13 protein-coding genes are annotated in these 16,205 nt (G+C 68.9%); 6 read left to right on the top strand and 7 right to left on the bottom strand.

Annotated features, from left to right (window positions below; translation table 11 throughout):
* Nucleotides 1–663 carry a M15 family metallopeptidase gene (locus ACGFSB_RS06810; protein WP_393395126.1) on the bottom strand — a complete coding sequence of 221 codons (663 nt, stop codon included), beginning with the start codon at nucleotides 661–663 and terminating at the stop codon, nucleotides 1–3.
* Nucleotides 664–749: 86 nt separating this feature from the next.
* On the opposite strand from ACGFSB_RS06810, the gene ACGFSB_RS06805 reads away from it, so the two are divergent.
* From ACGFSB_RS06805 to ACGFSB_RS06795, 3 genes are all read left to right on the top strand, one after another.
* Entirely contained in the window at nucleotides 750–1,445 is a 696-nt protein-coding gene (locus ACGFSB_RS06805; RefSeq protein ID WP_393395123.1) for a response regulator transcription factor, read from the top strand.
* Entirely contained in the window at nucleotides 1,438–2,565 is a 1,128-nt protein-coding gene (locus tag ACGFSB_RS06800) for a sensor histidine kinase (protein ID WP_393395120.1), read from the top strand. The genes ACGFSB_RS06805 and ACGFSB_RS06800 overlap by 8 nt, the downstream gene beginning before the upstream one ends.
* 145 nt (nucleotides 2,566–2,710) lie before the next feature.
* On the top strand, nucleotides 2,711–3,883 hold the full coding sequence (locus ACGFSB_RS06795; RefSeq protein WP_393395118.1) for a winged helix DNA-binding domain-containing protein: 1,173 nt from the start codon (nucleotides 2,711–2,713) through the stop codon (nucleotides 3,881–3,883).
* A gap of 39 nt (nucleotides 3,884–3,922) precedes the next feature.
* On the opposite strand, the gene ACGFSB_RS06790 is transcribed toward ACGFSB_RS06795, so the two are convergent.
* A complete protein-coding gene (locus ACGFSB_RS06790) occupies nucleotides 3,923–4,570 on the bottom strand; it encodes a LysE family translocator (RefSeq protein ID WP_393395115.1) in 648 nt (215 codons plus the stop codon).
* A gap of 124 nt (nucleotides 4,571–4,694) precedes the next feature.
* Between ACGFSB_RS06790 and ACGFSB_RS06785 the strand changes: the two genes are divergently transcribed.
* Both ACGFSB_RS06785 and ACGFSB_RS06780 read left to right on the top strand, forming a co-directional pair.
* Nucleotides 4,695–6,386, top strand: a complete 1,692-nt coding sequence (locus ACGFSB_RS06785) for an AMP-binding protein (protein WP_393395112.1) — start codon at nucleotides 4,695–4,697, stop codon at nucleotides 6,384–6,386.
* A 137-nt stretch (nucleotides 6,387–6,523) separates the two neighbouring features.
* Nucleotides 6,524–8,137 (top strand): AMP-binding protein, encoded by a 1,614-nt coding sequence (locus ACGFSB_RS06780; RefSeq protein ID WP_393395109.1) that lies wholly within the window; start codon nucleotides 6,524–6,526, stop codon nucleotides 8,135–8,137.
* Nucleotides 8,138–8,189: 52 nt separating this feature from the next.
* Here the strand turns inward: ACGFSB_RS06780 and ACGFSB_RS06775 are convergent, their stop codons facing one another.
* Both ACGFSB_RS06775 and ACGFSB_RS06770 read right to left on the bottom strand, forming a co-directional pair.
* Nucleotides 8,190–8,927, bottom strand: a complete 738-nt coding sequence (locus ACGFSB_RS06775; protein WP_393395106.1) for a hypothetical protein — start codon at nucleotides 8,925–8,927, stop codon at nucleotides 8,190–8,192.
* A gap of 74 nt (nucleotides 8,928–9,001) precedes the next feature.
* On the bottom strand, nucleotides 9,002–9,946 hold the full coding sequence (locus ACGFSB_RS06770) for a serine/threonine-protein kinase (protein WP_393395103.1): 945 nt from the start codon (nucleotides 9,944–9,946) through the stop codon (nucleotides 9,002–9,004).
* A 260-nt stretch (nucleotides 9,947–10,206) separates the two neighbouring features.
* On the opposite strand from ACGFSB_RS06770, the gene gcl reads away from it, so the two are divergent.
* The gene (gene gcl, locus ACGFSB_RS06765; RefSeq protein ID WP_393395810.1) at nucleotides 10,207–11,985 is read left to right on the top strand and encodes a glyoxylate carboligase; all 1,779 of its coding nucleotides are present in this window, start codon (nucleotides 10,207–10,209) and stop codon (nucleotides 11,983–11,985) included.
* A 602-nt stretch (nucleotides 11,986–12,587) separates the two neighbouring features.
* Here gcl and ACGFSB_RS06760 read toward each other — a convergent pair.
* The 3 genes from ACGFSB_RS06760 to ACGFSB_RS06750 form a co-directional block, all read right to left on the bottom strand.
* Complete coding sequence (locus ACGFSB_RS06760) at nucleotides 12,588–14,054, bottom strand: catalase (RefSeq protein WP_393395100.1); 1,467 nt, start codon at nucleotides 14,052–14,054, stop codon at nucleotides 12,588–12,590.
* Between the two features lie 222 nt (nucleotides 14,055–14,276).
* Nucleotides 14,277–15,167 (bottom strand): 2-hydroxy-3-oxopropionate reductase, encoded by an 891-nt coding sequence (locus ACGFSB_RS06755; protein WP_383330381.1) that lies wholly within the window; start codon nucleotides 15,165–15,167, stop codon nucleotides 14,277–14,279.
* Nucleotides 15,168–15,260: 93 nt separating this feature from the next.
* Nucleotides 15,261–16,088, bottom strand: a complete 828-nt coding sequence (locus ACGFSB_RS06750; protein WP_393395097.1) for a TIM barrel protein — start codon at nucleotides 16,086–16,088, stop codon at nucleotides 15,261–15,263.
* Between the last annotated feature and the right edge of the window lie 117 nt (nucleotides 16,089–16,205).

The following is a 16,205-nucleotide window of genomic DNA, read 5'->3' as shown; positions in this document are numbered from 1 at the left end:
TCACTTCCGCATCCTCGGGTCCTCGGTGGGGTCGGCGTACAACCGCGGACACCCGAGGTCGATCGCCTCGGTGCGCAGTTCGTAGTGCCAGGGTTCGTTCCGGTAGATCTGGCACAGCCCGAACTCGGTGCCGTGCTCGGACAGCCACGCCGTCGCATCGGAGCGCCCGATGTCGACCGCGTCGCCCGACACATGAGGAGACGTCGCCGAGGTGGCCACCCATCGGGCGGCCTCTTCCTCGGACCCGTACTTGGAGACCGCTTCCTGAAGAAGCCGGTCCTGGTACTGCGGGGAGCGCCAGCCGCTGTTCACGTAGAACTCGACTCCGTCGTCCGCGGCGTCCTTCGCGGCCCGGCGAAGGGCCTTGAGCAGATCCGGGTCGAGGTCGGCCACCGCCGGAGTCGCGTCATCGAAGACCGTCACGCCGTCGTCGACGACACCGTCCGCCTCGCCGAGCGCACCACGGTGCTCACCGCGATCGGTGGACGAGGGCGGTGCGGCCGAGAGGGACAAGGAGCCCGAGGGAGGTGAGGAGGAAGAGGACCGCGATCCCTCATAGCCGAGGACCGCGATGATCACTGCTAGGACGACCGCCGGGCCGATGACGAGGAACCGGCGGATCCAGGGGGTCGTTGTTCGTGCCGGTGGTGGGATGCGAGTCATGCCGCCAGTCAAGGCAGCGCGGTGTTGCCGGCCCGTATGCGGTTTTCGATACGCCGACGATATGGGCCGACTCGTAACCTCAGACGATGCGTGTACTGATCGTCGAGGACGAGCCCTATCTGGCGGAGGCCATCCGCGACGGCCTCCGCCTGGAAGCGATCGCCGCCGACCTCGCGGTTGACGGCGACACCGCTCTGGAGCTGCTGAGCATCAACACCTACGACATCGCCGTCCTCGACCGCGACATCCCGGGACCGTCCGGTGACGAGATCGCCCGACGCATCGTCGCCTCCGGCAGCGGCATACCGATCCTCATGCTGACCGCTGCCGACCGGCTCGACGACAAGGCCACCGGGTTCGAGCTCGGCGCTGACGACTACCTCACGAAACCGTTCGAACTCCAGGAGCTCGCGCTCAGACTCAGAGCACTCGACCGCCGGCGCGCGCACCACAGGCCGCCCGTGCGGGAGATCGCGGAGCTGCGCCTCGATCCGTTCCGCCGCGAGGTGTACCGCGCGGGGCGCTACGTCGCGCTCACCCGCAAACAGTTCGCCGTGCTCGAAGTCCTCGTCGCTGCCGAAGGCGGTGTCGTCAGCGCCGAAGAACTCCTGGAACGCGCCTGGGACGAGAACGCCGACCCGTTCACCAACGCCGTACGCATCACCGTCTCGGCCCTGCGCAAGCGTCTCGGTGAACCCTGGACCATCGCCACCGTGCCGGGCGTCGGCTACCGCATCGACACGCGACCAGCGGCCGGAGCCGAGGGAGAAGACCGTGGATAGGGCACCCGGCCTGAGCGTTCGCCTCAAACTCACCCTCAGCTACGCCGGGTTCCTCATGGTGGCCGGTGGACTGCTGCTCGCGGCGGTGTGGGTGTTCCTCCTCCGCTACGTCCCCAACCGCGCGATGCTCTACAACCCCGACGACAAGCCCACGAGTGGTGTCTTCCCCATCCGGTCCGCCCTCCTGGAGGTTTTCGCTCCGAGGGCAGCAGCGGTCATGGCATTCCTGCTGGTGTTCGGCCTCGTCGGAGGGTGGATCCTCGCCGGCCGTATGCTCGCCCCCCTGACCCGCATCACGGACGCCACCCGCATGGCCACGAGCAGATCACTCTCTCACCGGATCCGGCTGCCGGGCCGCAAGGACGAGTTCCGCGAACTCGCCGACGCCTTCGACATGATGCTCGTACGGCTCGAAGCGCACGTCGCCGAACAGCAGCGATTCGCGGCCAACGCCTCTCATGAGCTGCGTACCCCGCTGGCGATCTCGAAGGCCCTGCTCGACGTGGCCCGCACCGACCCGAACCACGACACCGGCGAACTCGTCGACCGCCTCCACGCCGTCAACACCCGAGCCATCGACCTCACCGAGGCGCTGCTCCTGCTCAGCCGCGCCAACCAGCGGTCCTTCACCCGCGAACACGTCGACTTGTCCCTCCTGGCCGAAGAAGCAACCGAAACACTCCTTCCCCTTGCGGAAACGCATGGCGTCACCCTCGAAACCAGCGGCGACATCACCCCCACCACCGGCTCGCAGGCGCTCCTGCTGCAGCTGACGACGAACCTCGTCCACAACGCGATCGTCCACAACCTGCCCGCACAGGGCACGGTCCGGGTGAATACCGATACCGGCGTCCGCCCGAACACGGTGCTGCTCACCGTCGAGAACACCGGCGAGCAGCTCACCCCACAGCAGGTCTCCACACTCACCGAACCGTTCCGACGCGGCATCGAGCGCACACACACCGACCATGCAGGCGTCGGCCTCGGACTGGCCATCGTCAGAACCATCACCCAGGCACACGACGGCACCCTCACCCTCACGCCGCGCCCTGCCGGCGGGCTCCGCATCACTGTGGAACTGCCCCGCGGTGCGTACGAGTCCGCCGTGGCCGACGCGTGACGGTCCTATACTGACGGTCCGTCAGATCTGGAGGATTCCCTCATGGCGCTCACCGTAGAGACCCCACTCGGAGAACTGCGGCTCAAGAAGGAGGCGGAAACAGAATTCACCGTGGATGTCCTCAAGCCCCGCTAGCGTGCGGAGCATGACGATGACGCCGGGGACGCCCCGCACACAGGCACAAGCCAGGCCGCAAGCCGCCGCCCCCGTACTCGGCAACCGCGCCCTCAACCGTGCCACCCTCGACCGGCAGCTCCTCCTGCGCCGCTCGGGTGACCTCTCCGTCGCGGACGCCGTCGCCCATCTCCTCGGGCTTCAGGCGCAGAACGTGAAGCCGCCCTACTACGCGCTCGCCGCCCGGCTCGAAGCGTTCGACCCGGAGGAGTTGTCCGGGCTCCTTGCCTCGCGCGACCTCGTACGCATCGTCACCATGCGCTCCACGATCCACCTGCACACCGCCGATGACGCCCTCACCCTGCGCCCGTTGGTGCAGGCGGCGCGCGACCGTGAGCTGCACGCCTTTCGCAAGGGCCTGGTCGGCGTCGACCTGGGAGAGCTCGCCTCGCTCGCCCGCGCCGCCGTCGAGGAGGAGCCGCGCACGATGAAGCAGCTCCGGGAGGTCCTGCTGCCCCGGTGGCCCGATGCCGACTCGCAGTCCCTCGCCGTCGCGGCCCGTTGTTCGCTGCCGCTGGTCCAGGTCACTCCGCGTGGCCTGTGGCGGCGCAGCGGTCAGGTCGCGCTCACCACCGCCGAGCACTGGCTCGGCCGCCCGAGCGAGCCGGTGCCCACGCCCGACGCCACCGTCCTTCGCTACCTCGCCGCCTTCGGGCCCGCCTCCGTCAAGGACATGCAGACCTGGGCGGGCCTGACCCGGCTGCGGGAGGTCTTCGAGCGGCTGCGGCCCCAGCTGCGTACGTTCCGGGACGGGAGCGGCGTCGAGCTCTTCGACCTGCCCGACGCGCCACTCCCCGACGCGGACACCCCGGCCCCGGCGCGCTTCCTGCCCGAGTACGACAACCTCCTTCTGTCGCACGCCGACCGCGGCCGGGTCGTACCGCCCGAGTACAAGGGCCGCACATGGAAGGGGAACTTCGCCTACAGCGTCTTCCTGGTCGACGGATTCCTGGCGGGCGTATGGCGCCTGGAGGAGGGCATGGGCGCGGACAAGGACGCCGCCGTCCTCACGATCGAGCCGTTCGGCACCCTCACCAAGGCGCAGCGGCACGAACTGACCGAGGAGGCCGAGCGGTTGCTGAGCGGGCCCATGAGCGGGGCGCGTACGTACGACATCCGCTTCGGCACCGTCATGGAGCGCTGAGCGGCAGCGGCAGCCATCGAGCGCTGAACCGTGAAGGCCTCAGTCCGCCCTGCCCGTCGCCGCGACCGTCACGCCGAGCCCGATCATCGTGACGCCCCCGGCTCCTCCGATCAGCGACAGGCGCCGGTCCGAGCGCGCGAACCAGGAACGGGCAGCGGACGCCGTAAGGCCCCACAGCGTGTCCGTGACAAGGCCGATGCTGATCGGGACGAGACCGAGGAGCAGCATCTGGGCGGGCAGATGTCCCGCCGAGTGGTCGACGAACTGGGGCAGCACCGCTGCGAAGAACACGATGCCCTTCGGGTTCGTCACGCCGACGAGCGCGCCGTCCAGGACCGTGCGCAGATCGGTGCGCGCCTCCCCGGGCGACGCCGCTGCCATGGACTCGGCTTGCATCTCCTTGCGGTGCCGGAAGGCCTGAACCCCGAGGAAGACCAGATAAGCGGCCCCCGCCAGCTTCACCGCCATGAACACCGCGGCTGACCGCTCGACGAGCGAGCCGACACCGAACGCCACCGCGAGGACGAGGACGTACGACCCGAGGACGTTTCCGAGCGCCGTCGCCACGGCCGTGCGGCGGCCATGGGCCAGGGCCCGGCCGATCACGAACAGGACGCTCGGCCCCGGGATCACGATCACCAGCAGCGACATCGCCGCGAAGGCGAGAAAACGGTCTGTGGACACCATGCCCATCACCCCCTCCGTGGCCCATTCAACCTCTGCGCCCATTCAATCCGCAGGCCGAGCCGCTGCGTAAGGTGCCTGTCATGGAATTGCGGCAGCTCAACCCACCGGCGACGAGGAGAGCGCGATGACGACGACGGGGACCAGCGGCACGGAACAGTTCCGCAGGGCTCGGGACTTCCTGCTGCGGCATCGTGAGGATTACGAGGCCGCGTACGAGGGGTTCAGCTGGCCCCGGTTCGAGCGGTTCAACTGGGCGCTGGACTGGTTCGACGCGATCGCCGAGGGAAACGACCGTACGGCGCTCCACATCGCCGAGGAGGGCGGGGCTGAACAGCGGTTCAGCTACGCCGAGTTGTCGGCACGCTCGAACCAGGTGGCCAACTGGCTCCGGCAGCAGGGCGTCACGGCGGGCGACCGAATCCTGGTGATGCTGGGCAACCAGGCGGAGCTGTGGGAGACGGCGCTGGCCGCGATGAAGTTGCGTGCGGTGATGATCCCGGCGACCCCGTTGCTCGGGACGGTCGATCTGCGGGACCGTATCGAGCGGGGCAGGGCGCGGTATGTGATCACCCGTGGTGAGGACGTCGAGAAGTTCGACGGCGTGCCGGGCACGTACACGAAGATCGTGGTCGGGGACGGCGCTCCGAGCGAGGGCTGGCTGTCCTATGCGGACACGGCATCGGCCCCGCAGACCTTCGAGCCGGACGGCCCCACGGCGGCCGACGACCCGCTGATGCTCTACTTCACCTCGGGCACGACCTCTCAGCCCAAGCTGGTGGAGCACACCCATGTGTCGTACCCCGTCGGCCACTTGACGACGATGTACTGGATCGGGCTGAAGCCCGGCGACGTACACCTCAACATCTCATCGCCGGGCTGGGCCAAGCACGCCTGGTCCAACCTCTTCGCTCCGTGGAACGCCGAGGCGACTGTCTTCATCTACAACTACACGCGCTTCGACGCGGGCCGCCTGATGGCGGAGATGGACCGGGTGGGCGTTACCAGTTTCTGCGCGCCTCCCACGGTGTGGCGGATGTTGATCCAGGCGGACCTGGGCCAACTGCGCAAGCCGCCGAGGGAGATCGTGGCGGCCGGTGAGCCGCTGAACCCCGAGGTGATCGAGGCGGTGAACCGCGCCTGGGGCGTGGTGATCCGGGACGGCTTCGGCCAGACGGAGACGGCGGTCCAGGTGGCCAACTCTCCCGGCCAGCGCCTGCTCCCCGGCTCCATGGGCCGACCGAGCCCCGGCTACCGGGTCACGCTCCTCGACCCGGTCACCGGCGAACCGGGAGCGGCGGAGGGGGAGATCTCCCTGGACCTGTCGGCGGGGCCCGTCGGCCTGATGACCGGCTACCACGGGGACGCGGAGCGCACCGCCGAGGCGATGGCGGACGGCTACTACCGCACGGGTGACATCGGCTCGGTCGACGCCGATGGGTACCTCACCTATGTCGGCCGCAGTGATGACGTCTTCAAATCCTCCGACTACAAGGTGTCGCCCTTCGAGCTGGAGAGCGCGCTCCTCGAGCACGAGGCGGTGGTGGAGGCCGCGGTGGTGCCCGCACCGGATGAGCTGCGGCTCGCGGTTCCGAAGGCGTACGTCGTACTGGCCGAGGGCTGGTCGCCGGGCGAGGAGACAGCGGAGGCGATCTTCGGGTACACGCGGTCCGTCCTTGCTCCCTACAAGCGCATCCGGCGGATCGAGTTCACGGAGGAGCTGCCCAAGACCATCTCCGGCAAGATCCGGCGGGTGGATCTGAGGGGGCGGACGGCGGAGGGGTCGGCGGACGAGTGGCTGGAGCGCGGTAGGCGGTGAGGTGAAGGGGTGCGGGGGTCGACGCGGCGTCGACCCCCGGGTCACACTGACGCCGTGCTTCATGTGACGGGAACGCGGATCGCGGAGAACGGCATCACTCTGCCACCGCCGGAGAGCTGGGGGAGTGTGGATCCGCTGTGAGCGTCAGCGAACTGTCGTATGCCCATGGTGTCAGTACGACGCCGCTGCTCGGTGACACCATCGGGCGCAACCTCGACCGGGCGGTCGAAGCCTGGCCGGAGCGGGACGCGCTGGTGGATGTGGCGGGGGGTACGCGTTGGACGTACGCCGAATTCGGCGCCGCCGTGGACCAGTTGGCGCGGGGTTTCATGGGGGCCGGAGTCGCCAAGGGGGATCGCGTCGGCATCTGGGCGGTGAACTGTGCCGAGTGGGTGCTCGTGCAGTACGCCACCGCGCGGATCGGCGCGATCATGGTGAACATCAACCCGGCGTATCGCTCACACGAGTTGGAGTACGTACTCAAGCAGGCCGGGATCACGGTCCTGGTCGCCTCACAGGCCCACAAGACCACCGACTACCGGACGCTTGTTGATCAAGTGCGTCCCAGCTGCGGCGAGTTGAGGTCGGTTCATTACATCGAGGACGGCTCGTGGGATGCGCTGCTGGACGCGTCGGGGGCGGTCTCCGCCGCCGAACTGGCCTCCCGTGAGGCCGAGTTGAGCTGCGACGACCCGGTCAACATTCAGTACACGTCCGGTACGACAGGCTTCCCGAAAGGTGCCACCCTCTCCCACCACAACATCCTCAACAACGGCTACTGGGTGGGGCGGACGGTCGGCTACACGGAGCAGGACCGAGTGTGCCTGCCCGTGCCCTTTTATCATTGCTTCGGGATGGTTCTCGGCAATATGGCCGCTACGACCCATGGTGCCTGCGTCGTCATTCCGGCGCCGTCCTTCGATCCGGTCGCCACGCTGCACGCGGTCGAGCAGGAGCGGTGCACCTCGCTCTACGGGGTGCCGACGATGTTCATCGCGGAGCTGAACCTCGCCGACTTCGCGACGTACGACCTGAGTTCGCTGCGTACGGGCATCATGGCGGGCTCGCCCTGCCCGGTCGAGGTGATGAAGCGGGTGGTCGCCGAGATGCACATGGCGGAGGTCTCCATCTGCTACGGGATGACGGAGACGTCCCCGGTCTCGACGCAGACCCGCCGCACGGACGACCTGGACCGGCGGACCGGCACGGTGGGGCGCGTACTGCCGCACATCGAGGTGAAGGTGGTCGACCCGGTCAGCGGTGTGACTCTGCCGCGCGGCGCCTCCGGTGAGCTGTGCACGCGGGGCTACAGCGTGATGCTCGGCTACTGGGACGAGGCGTCGCACACGGCCGAGGTGATCGACGCGGGGCGCTGGATGCACACGGGAGACCTGGCGGTCATGCGGGACGACGGCTACGTCCAGATCGTCGGCCGCATCAAGGACATGATCATCCGGGGCGGCGAAAACATCTACCCCCGGGAGATCGAGGAGTTCCTGTACGGTCACCCGAAGATCGCGGACGTCCAGGTGGTCGGAGTCCCGGACGAGCGGTACGGCGAGGCGGTGCTGGCCTGCGTGATTCCGAGGGACGCCGATGATCCGCTGACGCTGGACGAGCTGCACGCGTACTGCGGAGAGAAGCTCGCCCGCTACAAGGTGCCGAGCCGGCTCCGGCTCATGGACGCGTTCCCGATGACGGTCAGTGGCAAGGTGCGCAAGGTGGAGCTGCGCCAGGTGTATGGGGAGTAGAAGACAGGTGTACGGGGAGCAGGCAGCCGCGCTGAGCACCGGAGTTCCGCCCCTACCGCACCCCCGTGGCCATCAGCTCGTCCGCCGGTGAATTCACCGGCTGCGGAGCGCCCGTGAGGTCGATGACGAACAGGGGGACCGACAGGGACTCCGCGCGGGCATGAGCCGCATCCTCGTAACCGGCGAGCGAGAAACAGAGGCAGGCCGTCGAGTCCGCCATGGCGGTGAGCCAGACGCACTCCACGTCACGCGCGGACAGGGGGCGTACGGACGGCTCTATCAGGGCGACCACGCCCTTCGCGGTAACCCGTATGCCGGACGGCGCCCGTGCGACCGCCCTGCCGATGTCCCGGTACCCCAGCCACCGCAGGTACAGCGCCGCCACGGTCACCACGTCCCGCGCCGTACGGACAGCGATCGGCTGGAAGGCGGGGCGCGGCACCGGAGCCGTCCGGGGCAGCGGGATGTGCGCCGGACCCACTGGCGGAGTCCGCCCCGGCGGCGTCCCCGGCGGTGGCCCCACCGGCGGCTGCCCCACCGGAATGCGCAGCACCGCCCCGCACCCGCAGTCCAGCTCCGGCTGCGGCCACTGCCCCGGGCGCCCGCACGCGAGGCACAGCACCGTCACCCACTCGTCCGCCCACGTCAGGTCCGTGACCGGCGACACCGCCGCGCCGCGCGTCACCGGAGGGATCACGGGGGCGCCGCACACGCAGGGATACGCCGGCGGTGCGTACGCATGTTCGCGGCGGCAGACGGGGCACCGCACCGGCACGCTGCTCTGCGTCATCACCCTCACCGTCCGCAGGACCCCGGCCGTGGTCCCGGCCGTGGAGTGGAGAGTCCATCGTCCACCAAGGGGGCTCACAGGGGCAGCCGATTGACCGGACCCGGACCCGGACCCGGACTCGGACCCGGACTCGGACTCGGACCCGGACTCGGACCCGGACTCGGACCCGGACCCGGACCCGCGTCCCCGGCCCCGCCCGGCGCAAGCAGCACCCCCGCCAGGGTGAGCAGGGTGCCCGCCACGGTGAACGCCCGGCGCCTGCTGCCCGGCAGCGGAAGCCCCGCCATGCGGGCGGCGGTGCGCGGGGTGGGCCTGGCGCCCGGGGTCCTCGCGAGGCAGGCGCTGATCAGCGGCAGCAGGTCATCCGGGGCGCCCGCAAGGTCCGGCTCGGTGTGCAGGGTGCGGTAGCCGACCGCGTCGGACGGGCCGTTGCCGAAGGGGGCGCGGCCGGTCGCGGCGAAGGCGAGGACCGCGCCGAGCGAGAACACGTCGGCGGCGGGCGTGGCGGCACCCCGCGTCAACTGCTCCGGCGCCGCGTACCCTGCGGCCCCCGGCGCACCGCCGAAGCCGGTCACGCGGGGTCCGGCGGGGGAGAGGAGCACCTTCGACGGTTTGAGGTCACGGTGCACGAGTCCCGCCCGGTGGATGGCGCTGAGGGCTCCCGCCAGGGCGCCGGCGAGGGAACGTAACTCGGACACCTGGAGAGGGTCGCCGTCGTCGCCCACCCGTGCGGCCAGCGTCGGCCCCGGAACGTACTCCGTGGCGAGCCAGGGCACGGCGGCACCGGGGTCCGCGTCCACGAGCGCCGCGGTCCACGGCCCGCGCACCGCGCCCAGGGCGGCCACCTCGCGCGCGAAGCCGGCCCGGAACGTGTCGTCCCCGGCGAGGGAACGGTGCACGACCTTGAGGGCGACCGTGCGGCCCGCTCCGTCGTACGCGACATGAACTCTGCCGTCGGCGCCCTGCCCGAGGAGCGGTCCGGTCGTCCAGCAGCCAAAACGTTGCGGTGATGCGGCCACGCTCGCCCCCTCGATGGTGTGGCCCCAATTCACCGATGGGGACGCCGCGTCGTGCGGCCCGGTTCCCGGACATCTCTTGACGGTCTCCACCGCACCCCCCTACATTGCTTCCATATAGCAGAACATAATTTCCACAATGCGGAAAACCAAAGCTCGCCGCGGGGCGCGACGGGAGCCGGATCCGCCAGCCGTATCCGTCAGCCGAAAAGCTTTCGAAGCTGTCGAAGCTGTTGTCGAAGCAGGAGAACCCCATGGCTCGTATGACCGCTGCCCGTGCGGCAGTTGAGATCCTCAAGCGCGAGGGCGTCACCAACGCGTTCGGTGTGCCCGGCGCGGCGATCAACCCGTTCTACAAGGAGCTCCAGCAGGGCGGTGGCATCGACCACACGCTCGCCCGCCACGTCGAGGGCGCCTCGCACATGGCCGAGGGGTACACCCGTGCCAACCCCGGCAACATCGGTGTCTGCATCGGTACGTCGGGCCCGGCGGGCACCGACATGATCACCGGTCTGTACTCCGCGACCGGCGACTCGATCCCGATCCTCTGCATCACGGGCCAGGCGCCGACGCACCTGCTCCACAAGGAGGACTTCCAGGCCGTCGACATCGCGACGATCGCGACGCCGGTCACGAAGATGGCCGTCACGGTCCTGGAGGCCGCGCAGGTCCCCGGCATCTTCCAGCAGGCGTTCCACCTGATGCGCTCAGGCCGGCCGGGCCCGGTCCTGATCGACCTGCCGATCGACGTCCAGCAGACGGAGATCGAGTTCGACGTCGAGACGTACGCGCCGCTGCCGGTCTACAAGCCGGCGGCGAACCGCGCCCAGATCGAGAAGGCCATCGGCTTCCTCCTGGAGTCGGAGCGCCCGCTGATCGTCGCGGGCGGCGGCATCATCAACGCCGACGCGAGCGACCTCCTCGTCGAGTTCGCCGAGCTCACCAACACCCCTGTCGTGCCGACCCTGATGGGCTGGGGCACGATCCCCGACGACCACGACCTGAACGCGGGCATGGTCGGCCAGCAGACCGGCCACCGCTACGGCAACGCGACGTTCCTGGAGTCGGACTTCGTCCTCGGCATCGGCAACCGCTGGGCCAACCGTCACACCGGCTACAAGCTGGACGTGTACACCGAGGGCCGCAAGTTCGTGCACGTCGACATCGAGCCGACCCAGATCGGCAAGATCTTCGCTCCGGACTACGGAATCGCGTCCGACGCCAAGGTCGCCCTCGAGCTCTTCGTCGAGGTCGCCAAGGAGCTCAAGGCCGCGGGCAGGCTGCCCGACCGCTCCGAGTGGGTCGCATCCCACCTGGAGCGCAAGGAGACCCTCCAGCGCCGTACACACTTCGACAACATCCCCATGAAGCCGCAGCGCGTCTACGAGGAGATGAACAAGGCCTTCGGCCCGGAGACGCGGTACGTCACCACGATCGGCCTCTCGCAGATCGCGGGCGCCCAGATGCTGCACGTCTACAAGCCGCGCCACTGGATCAACTGCGGCCAGGCGGGCCCCCTCGGCTGGACGATCCCGGCAGCGCTCGGCGTCGCCACGGCCGACCCGGAAACCCCGGTCGTCGCCCTGTCCGGCGACTACGACTTCCAGTTCATGATCGAGGAGCTGGCGGTCGGCGCGCAGCACCGCATCCCGTACGTCCACGTCCTGGTGAACAACGCCTACCTGGGTCTGATCCGCCAGGCGCAGATCGGCCTGGAGATCAACTTCCAGGTCAACCTGGAGTTTGAGAACCAGAACAGCCCCGAGCTGGGCGTCTACGGCGTCGACCACGTCAAGGTCGCCGAGGGCCTGGGCTGCAAGGCCATCCGCGTCACCGACCCGAACGAACTGGGCGCGGCGTTCGAGCAGGCCAAGAAGCTGGCTCAGGAGCACCAGGTCCCGGTCGTCGTCGAGGCCATCCTGGAGCGCATCACCAACATCTCCATGAGCCCCACGGCCGACATCAGCGCGGTCAAGGAGTTCGAGGAGCTCGCCACAGAGCCGGGCCACGCGCCCACGGCGATCAGGCCGCTGAAGGTCTGACACCCGCCAGCCAAGCCAGGGGCGGTCCACCCGAGCGGGGTGGACCGCCCCTTTGGCATGGAGCGAGGCGCCCCGCAGGAGATGAGCCGGGCAGAGGCGCCCTTCAGGGGCGCGGGGAACTGCGCGACCAGCTACAGCGCACCCGCAGACATACACAGCGCACCCGCAGAGATACACGGGCCCCAGCAGAGATACACGGGCCCCAGCATGGGCCCCACAGCGCCGCCGCCAGGGCCCGCGCACGCGAAAGAGCGCCGAGTACGGGACCGTCCGTACTCGGCGCTCTGATTGAAGCCGTCCGACCGCGCGCGACTGGCGGAACATGCATACGCGCTGCCGGACGGAGTCATATGGGTCAAGGCCCAGGGGCCCGAAAGCGGCTGGGACCGCGGCGGCTGCGAATGGACCGGCGGATTTCCCCTCCCTCAGGTCGAGAAGGGATCCGCCTGACCTTCACCACCGCACTGGCTCGCAGAGCCGCCGCGGTCCTCGTCCGGCACCCGTTACATCATGGGACCACCCCTCATCCGGGTTCCATGATGGCGCGGGCACGGCGCCGGAGAATTGACCTCCCGTCAAATCCCCGGCGCAGTCCAGGAGTTCTAGTCCTCGCGCAGGGCGCGGACCGCCTCTTCCACGCGCTTGCCGTACTCGGCGTCGGCGGCGTGGAAGTGGGCCAGGTTCTTCTCGATGACGTCGTCGCGAGTGACCTGCGAGAGGCCGCCGGCGATGTTCGCCACCAGACGGGACTGCTCCTCCGCCGACATCAGGCGGTACAGCTCACCCGCCTGGAAGAAGTGGTCGTCCTTGGTGTGGAGCGGGGCCTCGTGTGTGCCCGTGTGGCCGTTGACGGCCAGCGGCGCGGAGAGCGCCTGACCGGTCTCGGCGGGGCCGTCGTACGAGTTGGGCTCGTAGTTCTTGCGGTCACGGCCGTACGCGTTGGATGCCATCAGGCCGTCGCGGCCGTAGTTGTCAGCCTTCCCCCCAAGGACGGCCTTCGGCGCGTTCACCGCGAGCAGCGTGTGGTTGACGCCCAGGCGGTAGCGGTGCGCGTCCGCGTACGCGAACAGGCGGCCCTGGAGCATCTTGTCGGGGGACGGACCGATACCCGGAACGAAGTTGTTCGGGGAGAAGGCGGCCTGCTCGACCTCGGCGAAGACGTTGTCGGGGTTGCGGTCGAGGACCAGGCGGCCCACGCGCTGCAACGGGTAGTCGCTGTGCGGCCACACCTTCGTCAGGTCGAAGGGGTTGAAGCGGTAGTCCGCCGCGTCGGCCGCCGGCATGATCTGCACGTGCAGCGTCCAGGACGGGTTCACGCCGCGCTCGATGGCCTGGAGGAGGTCCGTCTGGTGCGAGTTCGCGTCCGTGCCCGCGAGCTCGGCGCCCTGCTCGGCCGACAGGCTGCGTACGCCCTGGTTCGTCTTGAAGTGGTACTTCACGAAGAAGGCCTCGCCCGCCTCGTTCGTCCACTGGTAGGTGTGCGAGCCGTAGCCGTTCATGTGGCGGTACGACGCGGGGATGCCGCGGTCACCCATCAGCCACGTCACCTGGTGCGTCGCCTCGGGGGCGTGCGCCCAGAAGTCCCAGACGTTGTCCGGCTCCTGCTTGCCCGTGAAGGGGTCGCGCTTCTGGGAGTGGATGAAGTCCGGGAACTTGATCGGGTCCTTGATGAAGAAGACCGGGGTGTTGTTGCCGACGAGGTCGTAGTTCCCCTCCTCGGTGTAGAACTTCAGCGCGAAGCCGCGCGGGTCGCGGACCGCGTCCGCGCCGCCGAGGCTGTCGGCCACCGTGGAGAAGCGCAGGAACGTCTCGGTGCGCTTGCCGACGGTGTTCAGGAAGTCGGCCGAGGTGTACGCGGTGACGTCGTCGGTCACCTCGAAGTAGCCGTAGGCACCGGAACCACGGGCGTGCACGACACGCTCCGGGATGCGCTCGCGGTTGAAGCGGGCGAGCTTCTCGAGGAGGTGCTGGTCCTGGAGGAGAAGCGGACCACCGACGCCGGCGGTGGCGGAGTTCTGATTGTCGGCGACGGGGGCGCCGGACTCGGTCGTGAGCACACGCTTCGACATGGTGGCGAGGTTGACCTTCCGTACGGACTACTGAAACTGCTGAGGTGACGCGAGCGTAAGTACGCCTGAACAGCTACGTCAACAGTTTGTTGAAGTTTTGGGGTGCGGCGATGCGGCGATGTGGCTTGAGTTCCGGGCCGCGGTGACGCCTGGGCGCGACAGGACAGGTGTCAGCGCCACCGCGACCCGGAAGTTGAGGGGAGCTCCCGTTGAGGGGAGCTCTTAGAGCTCGGCGCCCGACAGGCGCTCCACGCCGCGAAGCAGCGCGGAGTGGTCGAGGCCGCCGTCACCCTGCGTGCGCAGCGAGGCGACGAGCTGGGCGACCACGGCGCCGACCGGGAGCGAGGCACCGACATTGCGGGCGGCGTCGGTGACGATGCCCATGTCCTTGTGGTGCAGGTCGATCCGGAATCCGGGCTTGAAGTCGCGCTTGAGGAAGTTGTCCTTCTTGCGGGTCAGTACGGTCGAGCCCGCGAGCCCCCCGTTCAGGACGTCGAGGGCGGCGGTCAGGTCCACCCCGGACTTCTCCAGGAAGACGACGGCCTCGGCGCACGCCTGGATGTTCACGGCGACGATCAGCTGGTTGGCGGCCTTCACGGTCTGCCCCGAGCCGTGCGGACCGCACAGCACGATGGTCTTGCCGAGGGCGTCGAGGAGGGGCTTGGCCTCGTCGAAGTCGGCCTTCTCGCCGCCGACCATGATGGAGAGCACGGCCTCGATGGCACCGGCCTCGCCACCCGACACCGGGGCGTCCAGAACGCGGATGCCCTTGTCCTTGGCGGCCTTGGCCAGGTCCACGGAGGTCTGCGGGGTGATCGACGACATGTCGACGATCAGCGCACCGGACTTCGCGTTCTCCAGGATGCCGTTCTCGCCGTACGCGATGGCCTCGACCTGCGGAGACGCGGGCACCATCGTGACGATGACGTCGGCGTCCTTGACGGCCTCGGCGATCGACTTGGCGACGGAGCCACCGGCCGCGGCGAGGCGGTCCAGCTTGTCCTGCTCAAGGGTGAAGCCGGTGACGGAGTAGCCAGCCTTGATCAGGTTCTCGGACATGGGGGATCCCATGATGCCGAGTCCGATCCACGCGATCTTGGGAAGGTTGCTCATGGTGAGAGCCTCTCTAAAAGCTTGTCTACTTCGACGAATCGGGTGCTGGGTGCCGGGTGGGCGGGTGGGAGACATCCGCCGCGAAGCGGCGGTCTAGCCCGCAGCTGGCAGCCAGCCGAAAGCCTCAGCACTAGGACGGTCGCCCGCCTTGTACTCCAGCCCGACAAACCCCTCGTACCCGGCCTTCCGGAGCTGATCAAGCAGCTCCTCCAGCGGAAGCGCCCCCGTGCCCGGGGCCCCACGGCCAGGATTGTCAGCGATCTGCACATGCCCGGTCTGGGCCACGTACCGCTCGATGACGGCAGGCAGGTCCTCACCGTTCATGGACAGGTGGTAGAGGTCCATGAGGAACTTCGCGTTACCGAGTCCGGTAGCGGCATTCACCTTGTCCACCACGGCGATCGCCGCATCCGCGCTGACGATCGGGCAGAGCGGCGACTCGGGCTTGTTGAGAGCCTCGATCAGCAGCACGGCACCGACGCGGTCCGCCTCGCGGGCGGCAAGCACCAGGTTCTCCAGGGCGAGTTCGTCCTGGACGGCGGGGTCGACCCCCTCCACCCGGTTGCCGTACAGCGCGTTGAGCGCCTCGCAGCCGAGGGACTTGGCGAAGTCCGCCGCGACCGCGAGGTTCGCGCGGAACTTCTCGCTCTCCTCGCCCGGTATCGACAGCGCGCCCCGGTCGGGACCCGGCAGCTGCCCGGCATAGAAGTTCAGGCCCACCAGCTGTACGCCGGCGTCCGTGATCGCGGCCCTGAGGGCGTCGAGCTCGGACTGCTCGGGGGTGGGGGCGTCGACCCAGGGCCACCACAGCTCGACCGCCGTGAAGCCCGCCGCGGCGGCAGCCGCGGGGCGCTCCAGGAGCGGGAGTTCCGTGAAGAGGATCGACAGGTTCACATTGAAGCGCTGGTCGGAGTATCCCATGGGGCTTCCGCGCTCCTTCCGTATAGCGGAAGTTAATTTCTGTCTGATGGAAGATTGCCGTCGAGGATCCGCCCTTGTCAAGAGGGGGCTGCCGGAAAATCACCACACGGCAGTAGG

Origin of the sequence: Streptomyces sp. NPDC048441 (assembly GCF_043200235.1) — a bacterium.
Classification (GTDB): Bacteria; Actinomycetota; Actinomycetes; order Streptomycetales; family Streptomycetaceae; genus Streptomyces.
The sequence above is the reverse complement of the archived record's forward strand: the minus strand, read 5'-3'. Positions and strand labels throughout refer to the sequence as shown.